This window comes from Microbacterium nanhaiense (genome assembly GCF_014646015.1).
GTDB classification, from domain to species: domain Bacteria; phylum Actinomycetota; class Actinomycetes; order Actinomycetales; family Microbacteriaceae; genus Microbacterium; species Microbacterium nanhaiense.
In genome coordinates, this window is record NZ_BMMQ01000004.1 from 1 (window position 1) to 16,474 (window position 16,474).

The following is a 16,474-nucleotide window of genomic DNA, read 5'->3' on the forward strand; positions in this document are numbered from 1 at the left end:
GGGTGTGGGTGTCGGGGTGGGTGTGGGTGTCGGGGTGGGTGTGGGTGTCGGGGTGGGTGTGGGTGTCGGTGCCGCGGTATCCGAGATGAGCGCGAAGGAGCGGGCCACATCGATGAGGCTGGGACTCTCTTCGCCTCGGGGAAGCGCGAAGGCGGGATTGTCCGACGGCTGCGCATCCGCGAGCGTGAATCCCGTGGCCGGCTCGAAGCGGATGCTGTAATCGTCGGTGGATGTCGTCGGCAATGAGCCTGATCGGAATGTGCCGCCTGCGGCGACGGCGACGCGCTGCACTGCCGTGCCGCCACTGAGGATGGTGACGCTCGCGCCCGAGAGGTCGGCGAGAGGGGAGGCATCCGACGTCGCGGTCACCGCGCCGCTGATCTCACCGAAGGAGCCCTCCAGCGGGACGGTGACGGCATCTCCCCGCGTGGGGTTGAACTCCCTCCTCGCCACGGGTGCGAGGAGATCGCCGACAGCACCGGGCCAGGATGCCTCGGCGATGAAGCTGGTGTCCGTCGCGGGTATGCGCACGGACACGGTTCCGTCTGCCGAGGTGGTGCCGGTGGCGATGACCTGGTCGAGCTCGCCGGTGGAGAGCACGGTCACCGTCGCGCCGCCGAGCGGAGCGGATGCCGTCCCGTCGGAGAGAGTCGTCGTGATGAGTATGTGGCCTGCTTCGGACTCCGCGGCGCTGGCGATCGCGGGCAGCCCCACCAAGACAAGGCCGGTGGCTACGGACAGCACACCTGCGGTGCGTAGCGGGGAGACCAGATTCCGACGTCGTCGTGCGACGGTGTGAGGCATGGCGATCCTTTCTGATGGTTCGTGGCCAAGTATGGACTCAGTCCAACCTTTTACGCAACCCAGGGAGATCGACCTAGGGTGGGATGAAGGGAGAGGAGGGACGGCGATGACGGAAGGGCTCCGCGAGAAGAAGATGCGCGTCGCGCGTCGGGCCATGGAGGAGGCCGCGGTCGGAATCGCCTATGAGGAAGGCGTTCACGCCGTGACGGTCGACCGCATCTGCGAAGTGGCGATGGTGTCGCGCAGCACGTTCTTCAACTACTTCCCCTCGCTCGAGCATGCGATCTTCGGATCCGCCCTGGTCTACGACCCTGTGCTCACCGAGCGCATCTTGAGCGCACACCGAGACGACCTCGTGATCGCCGCCTCGCGGATCGTGATGGAGACCGTCCGCGGGCAGGGTGACGACGAACTCCTGCGCAAGCGGTTCGCGCTTTTCGCCCGGGAGCCGGGCACGACGACGACGGTATCGTGGGCGGCCGGGACGAGCCGCGCCGGACTGCAGGACGTGATCGAGAACTGGCTCGATGCGCATCCGGCATCGGCTCGCCTGGCGGACGCCAATCACGCCACCGAGGCGCGGATGATCGTGAACTTCTCCATCACGCTCGGCGACGAGGTTATGCGGCTGGTGGGTGAGGACGGCAGGGACTTCCCGTTCGACCCCGCCGTGTTTCGCACGGTGCGCGAGCGGATGAGGGAGCTGAGCGTACCCGCACGGTGAACGCCCCGCACCGCGATCAGCGGTACGAGGCGTTCGGGACCGCCGCTACTTCACCTGCGCCGAGATCACGCTCATCACCGCGGTATCCGCGAGCGTCGTGGTGTCGCCGACCTCGCGCCCTTCGGCGACATCGCGCAGGAGACGGCGCATGATCTTGCCCGACCGGGTCTTGGGGAGTTCCCCGACGATGTAGACGTCGCGCGGGCGGGCGATGGCGTCGATCTGGTCGCTCACCCACCGACGCAGGGTGTCGGCGAGTCCCTCGGGGGAGTGCGCGTCGAGGTAGCTCTGCTTGATGATCACGAACGCGACGACCGCCTGGCACGTTGTTGCTTAAGTATGTGTTCGGTTCTGAACCGTACGATCACGGGAGGGGCATGTCATTGTCATCATCGTCCAGAGGCGTGGCATCGAGTGAATCACCGAAGTGCGTGGTGTATGCCCGGATCAGTGATGATCGCGAAGGGCAAGCACTGGGAGTGGAGCGTCAGGTCCACGATTGCGAAGCCCTCGCGGATCGACTGGGTTTTGTAGTCGTAGATAGATTCCTGGATAACGACATCGGAGCATCGGAGCTTTCATCACGGCGCAAGGTGCGCACCGCCTACCAGGACATGCTCCAGAGGGCGACCACCGGAGAGTTCAAGCACATCCTCGCTTACTCCAACTCTCGCCTCACTCGAAGAGTCCGCGAATACCTCGACCTCATCGACCTCTACAAACAGCACAAGGTCACCATCCACACGGTGGTATCCGGCGACCACGACCTTGCTACCGCGGATGGCAGGGCCGTGGCCCTCACCCTCGCGACCTGGGACGCTGCCGAAGCCGAACGCATCTCAGAGCGCATCCGTCGAGCCAACCTCCAGAAGGCTATGAAGGGTGAGCCGGGAGTTCAGCACCGAAGAGCATTCGGGTTCGAGCAGGACGCCCGCACCCACAAGCCCAATGAAGTAGCTCTCATTCGTGAAGCCGTGAAAGACATCATCGGTGGAGCCTCCATCACCTCTATCCGACGCAAGTGGGAGTCTCTCGGAGTCCTCACTGTCGAAGGGAAGGCGGCGTGGGGCTGGACTCCGGTGTACCGTTCACTCTTTTCATGGAAGACAGCCGGTGTGCGCAGCCACAACGGTGAGCCGCTCTATGACGCGGACGGCAACATGGTCATGGGTAACTGGGAAGCGATCATCAGCCTCGAGGAGCGAGCCGCAGGCATAGCGATGCTGGAAAAGCGAAGCCGCCGGGGAGTGAAGGAAGGCCGTTGGCTACTCTCGGACCTCCTCCGTTGTGGAATCTGCGGAGGCAAGCTCTACGGTCAGCGAATGGAACCTGAGGAACGAAGCACCTACGGGTGTAACTCAGGTACTACGGCTAATCACATCGGGGTCAGCGCGCGAAGACTTGAAGAGCTAGTCGCTCAGGAGGTATTCAACTACCTCGTAGCGAAGACGTTCCGCGGGGTCGAGGCACCGACGCTCACAAACCAGCCATGGCCCGACGAAGGGAAGCTGTCCGCGCTTGACGACCGCATTGCGGAACTCATGGCGGCTCATGGAGCAGGAATCCTCAGCAGTGAGGTCGTCTTCCCTCAGATCCAGAAGCTCGAAGAGGAGCGCTCGCAACTTCGGAAGGAGCGTGACGATCACTACCTCACTCAGCAAGCGGCTCCTGCCAATCGTCTTGAGTCCGTATGGACTCATACGGCGGCGCTGAACAGGAGTGATGCGCTCTTTGAGGATAAGCAGTCTGCTATTCGTTCCGAGGTAGAGGCAGTCTTCATCGAGAAGGCCGCAAAGGGGCCGGGATCACGAAGCGAGGAAGCCTTCCGAAAGAGGATTCGGATCGTCTGGAAGCAGCCGCATCCGGAAGTTGAACCACTGACTGATGAGGACTGGGCAAACTTGAAGCTCACGGCAGCCGATGATCCCGCGATGATTGCTCGCCTGTGGTCTTTGTTCACCGAAGAGACGGACTGATATAAGACATCGAACACTTCCTCTTCGGGTTGTGCCGGTTAATGGTTGAGCCGGGTTCATAGGCCTTCGGGCTTCCGAGAGCCCCACATGTTTGCGGATATTACATGTGGGGCTCTTTAGCTTTGTATGCGAGATTGCTGCCAGAACTCGTTAGAGAGCTTCTTGACAGGCCGACACGATGGCCTGATTACGAGGAGAACCGTCATGTCCATCACAACCATCCACGCCGCACTCAAGAACATCGCAAGCAGGCAGTACACCGCGCGCGACCTGATCCTAGCCATTGTGACTCTAGGTATCGCCGTACCCCTCATCTTCCTCTTCGCCACGACACCCTCAGAGGCCAGCACCAACGACCCCCTCCGCGCGCGCAGTCTCACTCTCCTTGAGCAAGCTGAACCGCTCGTGGATACTCTGGCGGCTCCCGCCGCTAACGCGGCTCATCGTGTTTGAGGGTGTAGCGCCCGCCTGACGAGTCGGCGGCGTGGCGGTCGCGGAGACGAGGTCGAGGCCTTCCGATGATGGAAGTTCCTACGCTCGCCATCCGAAAGACCTCGACGTGTCCCACGGTACCTTCGCCACCCCCGATCTTTCTGCGTTCTGCCTCCTCGACGACCACGGCCTCACCGTCACCGGTCAGGAGATCTCGCCGGACAAGGCGGTGCTGGAGTGCCGTGTCACCGACCGCGACCCGTTCTGTCGCGGTTGCGGTGCTGAGGGCGTAGCCCGAGGAACGCAAGCGCGCCGTCTCGCGCATGTCCCGCTGGGTTGGCGGCCGACGACGCTCCTGGTCCGCGTCCGCCGCTTCGCCTGTTCCTCGTGCGGGACGATCTGGCGCGAGGACACCACAGCGGCTGCCGAGCCGCGCGGGAAGCTCACCCGCGCCGCTGTCCGGTGGGCGCTCGAGGCGGTCGTCTGCCAGCACCTACCGGTCACCAGAGTCGCGGAGTCTCTCGATGTGTCCTGGCATGCCGCTGGCGACGCGATCCTCGCCGAAGGGCGGCGCGTCCTGATCGATGACCCCGCCCGGTTCGACGGGGTGACCACGATCGGTGTTGACGAGCACGTCTGGCGCCACACGCGCCTCGGCGACAAGTACGTGACCGTGATCATCGACCTCACCCCGGCCCCCGAGAAGACCGGCCCCGCCCGGCTGCTCGACATGGTTCCCGGCCGGTCGAAGCAGGCGTTCAAGACCTGGCTTGCCGGACGCCCGAAGGCCTGGCGGGACGGGGTCGACATCGTCGCGATGGACGGGTTCACCGGCTACAAGACCGCCGCCGGCGAAGAGATCCCCGACGCGATCGCGGTGATGGACCCATTCCACGTCGTCCAGCTCTTCGGCGACGCGCTTGATATGACCCGCCAGCGTGTTCAGCAGGAGACTCTCGGGCATCGAGGCCGGAAGGGTGATCCGCTTTACGGTTGCCGGCGCCTGCTCAGGACGGGGCTCGGCCTGTTGACGCAGCATCAGCTCGCGAAGCTCGAGGACGTATTCGACCAGCACCCCGACCACCTCGCCGTCGAGATCGCCTGGGACATCTACCAGCGCGCCGTTGCTGCCTACCGACACAAGGACCCGGCGCGCGGGAAGAAGATCCTCGAGGCCGTGATCGCGGGGCTCGCCAGCAGCGTTCCGAAGGATCTGCCCGAGTTGATCAGCCTCGGCCGCACGATCACGCGCCGCGCTGCCGACGTCCTCGCGTTCTTCGACCACCCCGGCACGTCCAACGGCTCGTCCGAGGCGATCAACGGTCGCCTTGAGCACCTCCGCGGCACCGCGCTGGGCTTCCGGAACCTGACCCACTACATCGCCCGATCGCTACTCGAGGCCGGCGGCTTCAGACCGCTACTACACCCTCAAACACGATGAGCCCCCAAACCGCCCGATAGGAACAAAACTCAGGGCGAATCAATGCGAAAGGATCGGCGTGATGCCACCTCGAAAGCACCCTCGGAATCATGCGGCAAAAGCAGTTACGCGTACGGGCCAATCGCCGCATCGCGACTCACGGGCGTGCCCGGTCGGCTCACACGAGCCGGCCGGGCACGCCCGTTTCGTCGTCGCGGTCGCCGGCCCCGGCTGTCGGATCCTCCGCGCCGCGTCGGCCGAGCGACGCGAGACCGACCGCGATGGGCAGCGCGGCAACGAAGACGAGCATGTACCGCATGCCGCCCGAGACGGGGCCGGCGAGGAACGTCAGCATCAGCACACCGATGGGGATGTACAGCGCGAGCCGGCGCCAGGTGCGGCGCCGCACGACGATCATCAGGGTAAGCAGCCAGGCCCAGGTCACCGTCCCCGGCGACATCGCCTGCCCCAGAACCGGCACGTCGAGCGACGCGGTGGTGTTGAAGTAGCCGACGAGCCCGTTCTCATGCAGGTAGCGCTGCACCCCGGTGCGCTCGTCGTCGCGGTCCGGGATGTCGAGCGAGATCGTCCGCACGTCGTTGTGCGACTCGGCGACGAGACCGTCGTAAGACGGCGCGCCGGGTGCCCAGTAGCCGACGGTGTTGCCGAGCGTCGCCACAACCGCCGAGACGGGGTACTCCCCCACGAGGCGCGCCCAGCCACCGAGGAACTCGGTCGTCGTCGTGTCCTCCCACTTCTCACGGGCGTCGAGCTTGATGGGATCCGCGAACTGCGGAATGTAGTGCTCGCCGACCTCGTCGACCGTCCACGTGGTGAAGATGGAGTCGACGAACGCGCGGTCCTCCGCGGAGAGCTCGTCGTGGTGGTCCAGCGCGATCCGAGCGATCTGCTGCAGCGGAATCGACCACATCTCGGTCTTCGGTCCGGGTCCCACCCCCATCGCCGCTGCGAGCGGTCCCAGGTACGCCGCGATCGCGACGACGACCGCCGCGGACGCGAGGAGCAGCCTCTTCCATTCATGACGCAACGGGATGAACAGTAGCGGCAGGGCGAGCAGGACGACGTAGACGCCGTTGCTGCGAAGCACCGCCACGGCGATCGCCGAGATCGCGAGCGTCCACCACATCCAGGGCGCGGCGCGCTGCGTCCTCGCGCCGCGCGAGAGGTCGACGATCGTGACGGCGAGCACGAGGAACGCCGACATGAAGGGGATGTCCTTCACAACCGTGATCGACGACAGCGAGAGCACGGGCACGAGCGCGACCCAGGCCAGCGCGAAGCCCCACACCCGGCGCTCCACGCCCCACGCCGCCAGGCGCACGAGCACGAAGGTGAACGCCGCCGTGCTCGAGAGCAGCTGCACCGTCGACGCCACGGCGAGAGCGGTCGCGTCGCTCCAGCCGAAGAACTGCCACACGCCGTTCCACCCGGCGATCAGAAGCGAGTGCCCGACGGGCTCGTACGCGTCCCACGGCATGATCCCTCGGGCGTAGGAGAGGCTGCGGTAGGTGTCGAAGAAGATCAGCCCCGGCCACCACACGGCCAGGTACGGGACCCGTGCCAAGAGGGTGGCGCCGAACGTCGCCGCCACCAGGATCCAGCGGTCCCGCCCGCGGCCCCGCCCGAGGATCGCGAGCCGCCCGCGGGTCGGCTCGAGGCCCTCGGCGCCCCGATCCTCGTCGCCCCGGTCGGCGAGCAGGAGGACGAGCGCGACGAGCATCGTCGCCGCGTAGGCGACGCCGAGCAGGTGCACGGCCGCCCACGCGGAAGGGTGCAGCAGCAGGGCGAGATCCGCCTCGCCCCGGAGTAGCGACACCCCCGCGAGCTCGGCGAGCGCGAAGAGGATCCCGAAGGGGATCGCCCACGCGAAGACGGGGCGCGCGGAGCGGCGAGCGGATCCGATCACCCAGGCCCCGCCCGCCCAGGCCGCGACGAATGCCGCCACGGCGACGATGGAGTTCCCGTCGAAGGCCTCGAAGATCGGGAGCGGGACGGATCCAGCCGCGAAGGAGGCGACGGCCGCGAGGGCGCCCGCGCCGGCGACGACGTGGTGCCAGGCCCGCCCGGGCTGCGTCGGGGATCCGGAGGGCCGCTGCCCCGTCTTCCGAGAGGGCAGTGCGCTCGACGTCATACGTGCATCCTACGAGAGCGCCCCCGTGCGCCCGGGGCGGGTCGCGCGCACGGATCGAAGGCTCGGCATCGCCCGATACACTCGTGTCCCAGATCTCGGAGCGTCCGCGCGTGGGCGCCTCGTTCGCTGTGAGAACGGATACCGCGCATGGCAGAGGGCACGCACATGAAGAAGCTGCGTCAGGCGAGCGCGTTTCTCGTCATCGGCGGCCTCGCCTTCGTCGTCGACGCCGTCACGTACAACGCACTCGTGTTCTGGCTCGACGGCCGGGGGCCGATGTTCGATGCCCCGGTGCCGGCGAAGATCATCGCGATCGTCGTGGCATCGCTGGTGACGTACGTCGGCAACCGGTACTGGACCTTCAACGACCGGCACCTCCCGCCCAAGCTGTCACGCTATGTGCTGTTCGTCGTCTTCAACCTCGTCGCGATGGGCTTGCAGCTGGGGTGCCTGTGGTTCTCGCGCTACGTGCTCGGCCTCGACAGCGTTCTCGCCGACAACATCTCCGGCACGATCATCGGGCAGGTGCTGGCGACGGCGTTCCGCTTCGTCACGTACGACCGATTCGTGTTCCCGCACGAGAACGCGCCGGCCTCAGAGCGCGCGTGACCGTGCGCCGCTCGGCGCGTTGTACTGCAGGTAGAGCAGGCGGCTCGTCTCCCGCCGCGCCTTCAGCACCCCGTCGAGCACGAGGCCCACGGCCCACGCCAGGGCGCCCATGACGCCAAAGGCGACCGTGAGGATCGCCGTCGGGAAACGGGGCACGAGGCCGGTCTGCGCGAACTCGACGACCAGCGGGATCCCGAGGATCACCCCGACCAGCACGAGCACGCTCCCGATGATCCCGAAGAAGAACAGCGGACGCTCGTGGCGGACGAGCTGCATGACGAGGTTCAGGATCCGGAAGCCGTCGTGATAGGTGCGCAGCTTGCTCTCGCTGCCGTCGGGGCGGTCCTTGAAGCCGACCGCGACCTCCGTCTGCGGCACGCGCAGGCTCATGACGTGCACCGTGAGCTCGGTTTCGATCTCGAACTCGCGCGACGCGGCGGGGAAGCTCTTCACGAAGCGCCGCGACATGACGCGGTACCCGCTCAGCATGTCGCTGACCTCGTCGCCGAAGATGCCGCCGACGAGCCAGTTGAAGCCCTTGTTCCCGAGTTCGTGCCCGGCCCGGTATGCGGACGTCGAGTGGTCGACCTGCGTGCGCACGCCGAGAACGTGGTCATAGGGGCCTTCGCGCAGGGCGCGGATCATCTCCGGCAGCGCGGCCGCGTCGTAGGTGTCGTCGCCGTCGATCATGACGTACACCTCGGCGTCGATGTCGGCGAAGGCGCGGCGCACGACGTTGCCCTTGCCCCGGCGCTCCTCGCGCCGGACGATCGCGCCCGCCGCCTCGGCAACCTCCGCCGTGCGGTCCGAGCTGTTGTTGTCGTAGACGTAGATCGCCATTTCGGGCACGGCGGCGCGAAGATCCGCGATCACCTGGCCGATCGCGACCTCCTCGTTGTAGCACGGAACGATCGCTGCGATCTCGTGCGATGTCGACATCAGTGCATGCCGTCCTTAGGCCGATACCCACGGCGAAGCGACCCCGTCGCCCCGCCCCTTGATACACGGATCATATCGAGTGGCGGGTGAGGATCCGCGGCGGGCGCTTCACGCGCACCCCTCGCCGTTCATAGCGGCCGCATATGATGCTTCCAACGCCGAAAAGCAGAGGACAGCACTCATGAGCGACCCCAACCAGTACCCGCCGGTTCCGCCGTCGAGCCCGGGCCAGCCCTCGGGGTCCGGCCTCCCCGATCAGCCCGCCTTCCCGATCCAGCCCGTCGACGGCACCCCGGGAGCATACGGGACGAACCCCGCCTACGCCGCGCCCGGCTACCCCGCGCCGCCCGCCTACGCGCCGCCCACCGGTCCCGGCGAGGGCCCGGACGTCGGCCAGAAGTCGTTCGTCGTCACGTGGATCCTGTCGCTTCTGCTCGGTGTCCTCGGCATCGACCGCTTCTACCTGGGCAAGATCGGCACCGCCATCGTCAAGCTGATCACGCTCGGAGGCCTGGGCATCTGGGCGCTCATCGACCTGATCGTCATCCTGTGCGGCGGAATGCGCGACAAGGAGGGCCTGCGCCTTGCCGGTTACACGCGCTACCGCCTCGTGGCATGGCTCGTGACCGCCGGCCTGTGGCTGCTCGGCATCATCAGCACGGTGATCACGACGATCGTCTTTGGCTCGCTGATCTTCACGACCTTCGCGACCTTCTCCGCCGTCGCCGAGCAGGTCGAGAACGGCACCCCGCTCACGGTCGAGGAGGCCACGGACGAGCCGAGCGCGATCGAGGAGGCCACCGAGGACCCGGGTGACGAGGGCGTCTCGGCGACCGCGTCGGACGACCAGGAGGCCGCCCTCGAGGAGGCGCAGACCTACGCCGGCCTCCTCGGGATGAGCAAGGCCGCCGTCTTCGCGATGCTCACGATGGAGTCGGAGTACACGCAGCTGTACACCGAGGAGGCGGCGCAGTACGCCGTCGACAACGTCGACGCCGATTGGAACGCCAACGCCCTCGCCACGGCCCAAACCTACGCCATCGACATGGCGATGAGCGAGAAGGCCACATACGGACTGCTCACGAACGAGGTCGGCGGCATGTTCACGACCGAGGAGGCCGACTACGCCATGTCGAACCTCGACGTCAACTGGAACGAGAACGCGCTGAAGACCGCGCAGCTCTACGTCGACGAGATCGGCGCCTCCGACGAGGAGATCCTCGAGCTGCTGACGAGCGATGCGGGTAGCCAGTTCACCGACGAGCAGGCGCAGTACGCCCTCGACAACGTCGAGCGCTGAGCCCGTCGCGCGATTCTCCCGCGCATCCCGACGAACGGCCGCCCGGAGGGGCGGCCGTTTCGCGTCTCAGGAGAGCGCCGGGCCATGCCCCGCGCGGTCGACGAGAATCGCGATGTGGGTGCGCCCGGCGACGCCCAGTTTCGCTTGGATCTGCTCCAGATGGGTCTTCACCGTCGACGTCGAGACGAAGAGGCGGTCGCCGATCTGCGGGTTCGTGGATCCGTCGGCGACGAGCCGCGCGACCTCTTGTTCCCGAGGGCTGAGCGCCGCGAAGCGTTCGCGAGCGTCTCGCCGCTCGGCGTCGTCGGATCCCGCCGATGCGCGGCGGATCAGCTGCGCGGTCGCGCGCGGGGATGCGAAGCCCTCCCCCGCCATGACGGCGTCGATGGCCTGCTCGATCTCGTCGAAGACACGGTCCTTGACGAGGAAGCCCTGGGCCCCGGCGGAGATCATGCTCGTGAGTGCCTCCTCCGTGCCGAGGCTCGTCATCGCGATGACCCGCGTGCCGGGCACCAGCCGCAGAATCTCCTCCGTGGCGGCCGGCCCCGCGATCACCGGCATGCTGACGTCCATGAGCACCAGCTCGGGCCGGTGCTCGCGCACGGCCGCGATCGCGAGGGATCCGTCTGCCGCGTCGCCGATGACGCTCGCCCCGGTGTGGGCGACGAGGCGCGTGAGGCTGCGGCGCACGATGGGGTCGTCGTCGACGATCAGCACCCGCACGGGTGCGGAGATATCGGCTTGTGTCACGGATCGACGATATCCGCTCGGTCCGACGAACGAGTTACTCGGTCTCGACCTCGACCCACGGCAGGCTCACGTCGACGACGAACTCGCCGTCGCGCTCGCCGATCTCGCACGCGCCACCGAGCTGGTCGACGCGCTCGCGGATCCCGATGAGGCCCGTGCGCGAGCCGTGCGCGGCGAGCTCGCTCGCGCCGCGAAGCGGGTTCGTGACGCGCACCCGCACGCCCGTGGCGGGCGAGGCCTCGACGGAGATCGAGATCGGCGCGCGGGCCGCGTGCTTCGTCGCGTTTGTCAGCGCCTCCTGCACGATGCGATAGACGGTGTGGTCGAGAACAGCGGCGGCGCGATCGACGCCGTCGACGAGCACGAGCGCGTCGACCGAGGTGCCCGTCGCCCGCGCGGTGCGCACCAGCTCGCCGATTCGCCGCATCGAATGCTGGGACGGGTCGTAGTCGGCGCCCGGGCCCTCGCGGAGCTCGCCCAGCAGGCCCCGCAGGTCGTCGAGCGAGCGCCTCGCCTCCTGCCGAAGCGAGCGCGCGATCGCGTCGGCCTGCGGATCCCCCTCCGATACGGCGAGCGCCAGCTCGTCGCCCTGGAGCGCGACCGCGGAGAGGCGGCTCGCGAGGGTGTCGTGCATCTCGCGGGCAATGCGCTCCCGCTCGCTCTTCCGGGCGAGTTCCTCGTCAAGCTGCGAGGCGCGGTCGTGCTCGCGATCGACGCGGTCCTGCAGCACCCGCCCCGCGCGGCGGCTGCGCTCGATCACGGTGAAGAGCACGAGGCCGGCGAACGAGAACCCGCCGAGCACCGCCGAGGGGATCACCGACGACGGCGCCACCGTGAATAGCACGGCCAGGTCGTCGCCCCACGGGGTGAGCCCGTCGCGCAGCACCGAGAGCACGACGACGCCCAGCGCAAGGCCGAAGAGCTTGTGCACGACGGGCTTGCGCGCGCGCACCATCAGGTGGTGCAGGCCGATGAACAGCAGTAGGTAGCTCGAGCCGGCAAGCGCCAGCAGCCCGCCCGCGATGGTCGGTGCCAGCGGGTAGCGCGCTCGGAAGAAGACGCTCACCCACAGCAGCAGCGCGATGAGCCAGTAACCGACCGAGAGATCGCTCGGCTCGCCGCCGTCGGTCGGCATGAAACCGGGCAGGCTCCACATCCCGATGATTTCGAGGAAGCCGCCGAGGCAGTACAGCGTCGTGCTCCAGGCGCGGCGCGACATCCGCCGAACGAGCGGCGGCGACGAAGTGGTCATAGATCGACCATAGGGCGAAGCACCGACACGCGAATCGGCCGGTCGGCCGAGCGGATCCCGGCCGACCGGCCGATGTTCGGGGCAGGGCGTGCCGGGGAGGCTGGAGTCATCGCCCGGCGGATCCCGTTCCGTCCCCGGGCGGCGGCCCCGCAGGCCGCGTACCGTCCCGCGTCGTCGCTCGACGCACCTTCGAGAAAGCCGCTCATGAGCACCGATCTGCACCACCCCCTCCCGCCCGCCGACGCCGCGCCGAAGAACTCGCTGCTCGGCACGATCGCGCTGATCACCGCAGTGGTCGGCACCGTCTTCGCCGTCATCCCCGGCGCCCTCATCATCGGCTGGATCCTGTTGCCGATCGCCTTCGTCCTCGCCATCGTGGCGCTGTTCCAGAAGGGACGGAAGCTGTTCGGCGTGCTCGCGCTCGCGCTGTCGATCGTCGGCACGATCGCCGGTGTCATCGTCTTCGTCGGCGGGCTGGCGAACGCCGTATCCGACGCGATCGACGACAGCGTCTCGGGCGGCGATCTCGCATCCGTCGAGCCCGCCGAGCCCGCGGCGGAGGAGGCTCCCGAGGAGGAGGCTCCCGAGGAGGAGGCCGCGGAGGATCCCGCCGGCACGCGGTCCCACCCGCACCCGCTCGGCACCACGGTGTCGAACGACGAGTGGTCGGTGACGATCAACAGCGTGCAGCTCGACGCGACCGAGGCGGTGCTCGCCGCCAACGTCATCAACCCCGCTCCGGCCGAGGGCGAGCAGTACATCCTCGTCAACGCCACCGCGACCTACACGGGGGCCGAGACGGGCATGCCCGCGGTCGACCTGTCGTTCGCTTACGTCACGGCCGACGGCGTCACGGTTCACAGCTACGACACCATCGCCGTCGCGCCCGACGCACTCGACAGCATGGCCGAGCTGTACACCGACGCGAGCATCACGGGCAACATCGCGCTCGCGGTGCCGAGCGACACCGCCGGCGAGGGCACGATCGTCGTCACGCCCGGCATCTTCGGCGACGACGTCTTCTTCGCCGCGAAGTGACCGTCCCGGACGCCGCCGGCCGCACCACGGTGCGGGCGGCGGCGTCGGCGATAATGGATCCATGAGCACCGCACCCGAGATCCCCGGCTGGAACCACACCTACTCCGGGAAGGTGCGCGACCTCTACGCGCCCGCCTCGGGGGACGACGACCGCATGCTCGTCGTCGCGAGCGACCGCGTCAGCGCCTTCGACCACGTGCTCGAGCCCGGCATCCCGGGGAAGGGCGCGCTGCTGACGCGCCTCAGCATGTGGTGGTTCGAGCAGCTCTCGGACGTGCCGAACCACATCGCGGGCGAGCCCCCCGCCGAGGTCGCCGAGCGCGCGATGCTCGTTCGCTCGCTCGACATGCTGCCGATCGAGTGCGTTGTCCGCGGCTACATCACCGGATCCGGCTGGGCCGAGTACCAGGAGTCGGGCACGGTCTGCGGCATCGCCCTCCCCGAGGGCCTGCAGAACGGCGACAAGCTGCCCGAGCCGATCTACACGCCCGCGTACAAGGCGCCCCTCGGCGAGCACGACGAGAACATCTCCTACGAGAAGAGCGTCGAGCTCGTCGGCGAGGCGCGCGCGGCCGACCTGCGCGACGCGTCGCTGTCGATCTACGCCCGCGCCGCGGCCCTCGCGGAGGAGCACGGCCTGATCCTCGCCGACACGAAGTTCGAGTTCGGCACCGACGACGACGGCGTGCTGCGCCTCGCCGACGAGGTGCTCACGAGCGACTCGTCGCGCTACTGGGATCTCGAGGCCTGGCGAAACGGCGCGACCCCGGCCGAGCGCATGGCGAGCTTCGACAAGCAGATCGTGCGCGACTGGCTCGCGGCGAACTGGGACAAGCAGGGCACCCCGCCCGAGCTCCCGCAGGACATCATCGACCGCACCGTCGCGCGCTACGAGGATCTGCTGACGCGCCTCGGGGCGTAACGCGTTCCCGCGTCTCCGCGCGGCCGCCTGCGGACCGTGCGGAGACGCGGTGGCTTTAGGGGGTCGGGCTCTCCGGCTCCTCCGGATCCTCGCCCTTCGCCCTGCGCTCACGGCGGGTCTCGCCGACGGTCGTCGAGGCCTCGCCCGAGGCCGTGTGCTTCGGGTTCGGCTCGCCGCGGTGCTGGATCCGGCCGGGCTCGAGCGTGCGCGCGACGTCTTCCGGCGTCACGACGCGGCCCGTCTCCGGGTCGAGGATCGGGATCTGCGCCGTGGCGGTGTCCCACCACTCGGTGAGTTCGGGGGCATCGGTGTCGATGCCGGCGCCCGCACCCTCGGCCGGCGCCACCTGGGCGGCGTCGAACACGAAGTCATCGCCGTGCTCCTCGAGGCCGCGGCGCACACCCTGCGCGATCGCCGCCCTCGCGAACCTGCGGCGCAGCATATAGGGGTCGTTCCTGAGTTCGCTCGCCCACGAGATGATCACGCCGATCATGATGAAGGCGAAGGGAAGCGCCGTGACAACCATGATCGACTGCAGCCCGGACAGCGCGTTCGTGCCGCCGGCGATCAGCAGCACCAGAGCCGTCGCGGCGAGCAGCACGCCCCACATGATCGTGATCCAGCTCGCGGGCTCGGGGCGACCGCGCTGGGCGATGGATCCCATGACGATCGACGCCGAGTCGGCGCTCGTCACGAAGAACAGGACGATCGAGATCATCGCCGCAACGTTGAGCACGACCGCGATCGGCAGCTCCACGCCGCCGATCGTCAGGTGCGACTGCAGCGCGTCGAAGAGGGCGTAGAGCACGGCCTGGCCGCCACCCTCGCCGTACGCGGAGGTGAGCTCGCCGCCCGACTGCTCGTCGAAGTACATCGACGCGCCGCCCATGATCCCGAACCAGGCGATGCACACGGCCGCCGGAACGATGATGACGACCGTGACGAACTCGCGCAGCGTGCGGCCGCGGGAGATCTTCGCGATGAACATGCCCACGAACGGCGTCCACGAGGTCCACCACGCCCAGTAGTAGTTCGTCCACGACGATACGAAGGCGGCGGATTCCTCGCCCTGCGCCGCGTTGCGGGACAGCATCGTCCACAGCTCGCCGAAGAAGTGCGGGATGCTCGACGGGATGATGTTCAGCAGGAACAGCGTCGGACCGCCCACGAACACGACCAGCGCGAGGATGCCCGCGAGGATCATGTTGAAGTTCGACAGCAGGCGGATCCCCTTCTTGAGGCCGGAGACCGCCGAGAGCACGAATCCGACCGTGAGCAGCGTCACAATGATGATGAGGCCGGCGTTGCCGACGTGCCCGATTCCCGACACCACCTCGACGCCCTCGGCGACCTGCAGGGCGCCGAGACCGAGCGTCACCGCCGTGCCGAAAAGGGTGACGAGGATCGCGAAGATGTCGATGACGGATCCGATCCAGCCCTCCGTCTTCTCCTTGAAGATCGGGGTGAGGATCGCCGAGATCAGCGGGGCGCGACCGCGGCGATAGGCGGAATACGCGATCGCGCCGCCGACGAGCGCGTACAGCGCCCACGCCATCGGCCCCCAGTGCAGGGTCGCCTGCGCGAGCGAGGCCATCATCGCCTCGCGGGATCCCGGATCCGCGTCGACGCCCGGGGGCACGTTCTGGAAGAAGTCGAGCGGCTCCGCCGGCCCCCAGAACAGCAGTCCGATGCCCATGCCCGCCGAGAACAGCATCGCGATCCACGCGCCCGTCGAGAACTCGGGCTCCTCGTCGTCTGCGCCGAGCCTCACGCCGCCGGTTCGGCCGTAGCCCATGACGAGCATGAACACGAGCGTCACGATCGCGAGCGCCGAGAACAGCCAGCCGAAGTTCGTCATCACCCAGTCGAGCGAGGCGGTGCCGACCCCGAGGAGATTATCGGGCGCCGCGATGCCCCAGATGACGATGCCGATCGTGACGATCGCCGCGACGGCGAGCACGAGCTTGTTGGTCGGGAACTCTCGAGGAGTGTCCTCGACGCCGATACCGGGAATCAGCGCGGGGTGCGAGACCTCATGCATGAGGTTCGCCACCGGCTTCTTCTTGACCTTCTTCTGTTCGCTGTCGTTCATGGTCTCCCATTTCTCGTTGCTCACACTCTTCCGCACGATCGCCGGATTCCCAAGCACCGTGGCC

The 16,474-nt window shown here is 67.8% G+C and carries 14 protein-coding genes and 1 pseudogene; 8 read left to right on the forward strand and 7 right to left on the reverse strand.

What is annotated here, in order from left to right:
• Positions 1-804 (reverse strand): hypothetical protein (locus IEX05_RS07715; RefSeq protein ID WP_229661191.1); only part of this gene is annotated, 804 nt, incomplete at its 3' end.
• A gap of 106 nt (positions 805-910) precedes the next feature.
• Between IEX05_RS07715 and IEX05_RS07720 the strand changes: the two genes are divergently transcribed.
• The gene (locus IEX05_RS07720; RefSeq protein ID WP_188700816.1) at positions 911-1,528 is read left to right on the forward strand and encodes a TetR family transcriptional regulator; all 618 of its coding nucleotides are present in this window, start codon (positions 911-913) and stop codon (positions 1,526-1,528) included.
• Positions 1,529-1,573: 45 nt separating this feature from the next.
• Here the strand turns inward: IEX05_RS07720 and IEX05_RS07725 are convergent.
• Positions 1,574-1,858: pseudogene (locus IEX05_RS07725) on the reverse strand (AMP-binding enzyme); the annotation flags it as partial.
• Between the two features lie 74 nt (positions 1,859-1,932).
• Between IEX05_RS07725 and IEX05_RS07730 the strand changes: the two are divergent.
• The 3 genes from IEX05_RS07730 (at position 1,933) to IEX05_RS07740 (ending at position 5,377) form a co-directional block, all read left to right on the forward strand.
• A complete protein-coding gene (locus IEX05_RS07730) occupies positions 1,933-3,504 on the forward strand; it encodes a recombinase family protein (protein WP_188700817.1) in 1,572 nt (523 codons plus the stop codon).
• Positions 3,505-3,708: 204 nt separating this feature from the next.
• Entirely contained in the window at positions 3,709-3,957 is a 249-nt protein-coding gene (locus tag IEX05_RS07735) for a hypothetical protein (protein WP_188700818.1), read from the forward strand.
• A gap of 106 nt (positions 3,958-4,063) precedes the next feature.
• Complete coding sequence (locus IEX05_RS07740; protein WP_188700819.1) at positions 4,064-5,377, forward strand: ISL3 family transposase; 1,314 nt, start codon at positions 4,064-4,066, stop codon at positions 5,375-5,377.
• A 157-nt stretch (positions 5,378-5,534) separates the two neighbouring features.
• Here IEX05_RS07740 and IEX05_RS07745 read toward each other — a convergent pair whose 3' ends face one another.
• A complete protein-coding gene (locus tag IEX05_RS07745; RefSeq protein ID WP_188700820.1) occupies positions 5,535-7,508 on the reverse strand; it encodes a DUF6020 family protein in 1,974 nt (657 codons plus the stop codon).
• 147 nt (positions 7,509-7,655) lie between these two features.
• Here IEX05_RS07745 and IEX05_RS07750 point away from each other — a divergent pair, with 147 nt between their 5' ends.
• A complete protein-coding gene (locus tag IEX05_RS07750) occupies positions 7,656-8,117 on the forward strand; it encodes a GtrA family protein (protein WP_188700821.1) in 462 nt (153 codons plus the stop codon).
• Here IEX05_RS07750 and IEX05_RS07755 read toward each other — a convergent pair.
• Entirely contained in the window at positions 8,103-9,056 is a 954-nt protein-coding gene (locus IEX05_RS07755) for a glycosyltransferase (RefSeq protein WP_188700822.1), read from the reverse strand. The genes IEX05_RS07750 and IEX05_RS07755 overlap by 15 nt on opposite strands.
• A gap of 181 nt (positions 9,057-9,237) precedes the next feature.
• Between IEX05_RS07755 and IEX05_RS07760 the strand changes: the two genes are divergently transcribed.
• On the forward strand, positions 9,238-10,356 hold the full coding sequence (locus IEX05_RS07760; RefSeq protein ID WP_188700823.1) for an Ltp family lipoprotein: 1,119 nt from the start codon (positions 9,238-9,240) through the stop codon (positions 10,354-10,356).
• 66 nt (positions 10,357-10,422) lie between these two features.
• Here the strand turns inward: IEX05_RS07760 and IEX05_RS07765 are convergent, their stop codons facing one another.
• Together IEX05_RS07765 and IEX05_RS07770 are read right to left on the reverse strand one after the other, a co-directional pair.
• Positions 10,423-11,106, reverse strand: a complete 684-nt coding sequence (locus IEX05_RS07765) for a response regulator transcription factor (RefSeq protein ID WP_188700824.1) — start codon at positions 11,104-11,106, stop codon at positions 10,423-10,425.
• Between the two features lie 34 nt (positions 11,107-11,140).
• On the reverse strand, positions 11,141-12,358 hold the full coding sequence (locus tag IEX05_RS07770) for a sensor histidine kinase (protein WP_188700825.1): 1,218 nt from the start codon (positions 12,356-12,358) through the stop codon (positions 11,141-11,143).
• A 204-nt stretch (positions 12,359-12,562) separates the two neighbouring features.
• On the opposite strand from IEX05_RS07770, the gene IEX05_RS07775 reads away from it, so the two are divergent.
• Positions 12,563-13,396, forward strand: coding sequence for a DUF4352 domain-containing protein (locus IEX05_RS07775; protein WP_229661192.1), 834 nt, complete (start codon positions 12,563-12,565; stop codon positions 13,394-13,396).
• Positions 13,397-13,457: 61 nt separating this feature from the next.
• Entirely contained in the window at positions 13,458-14,318 is an 861-nt protein-coding gene (locus tag IEX05_RS07780) for a phosphoribosylaminoimidazolesuccinocarboxamide synthase (RefSeq protein WP_188700826.1), read from the forward strand.
• Positions 14,319-14,373: 55 nt separating this feature from the next.
• Here the strand turns inward: IEX05_RS07780 and IEX05_RS07785 are convergent, their stop codons facing one another.
• The gene (locus IEX05_RS07785; RefSeq protein WP_188701011.1) at positions 14,374-16,410 is read right to left on the reverse strand and encodes a BCCT family transporter; all 2,037 of its coding nucleotides are present in this window, start codon (positions 16,408-16,410) and stop codon (positions 14,374-14,376) included.
• Positions 16,411-16,474: the final 64 nt, after the last annotated feature.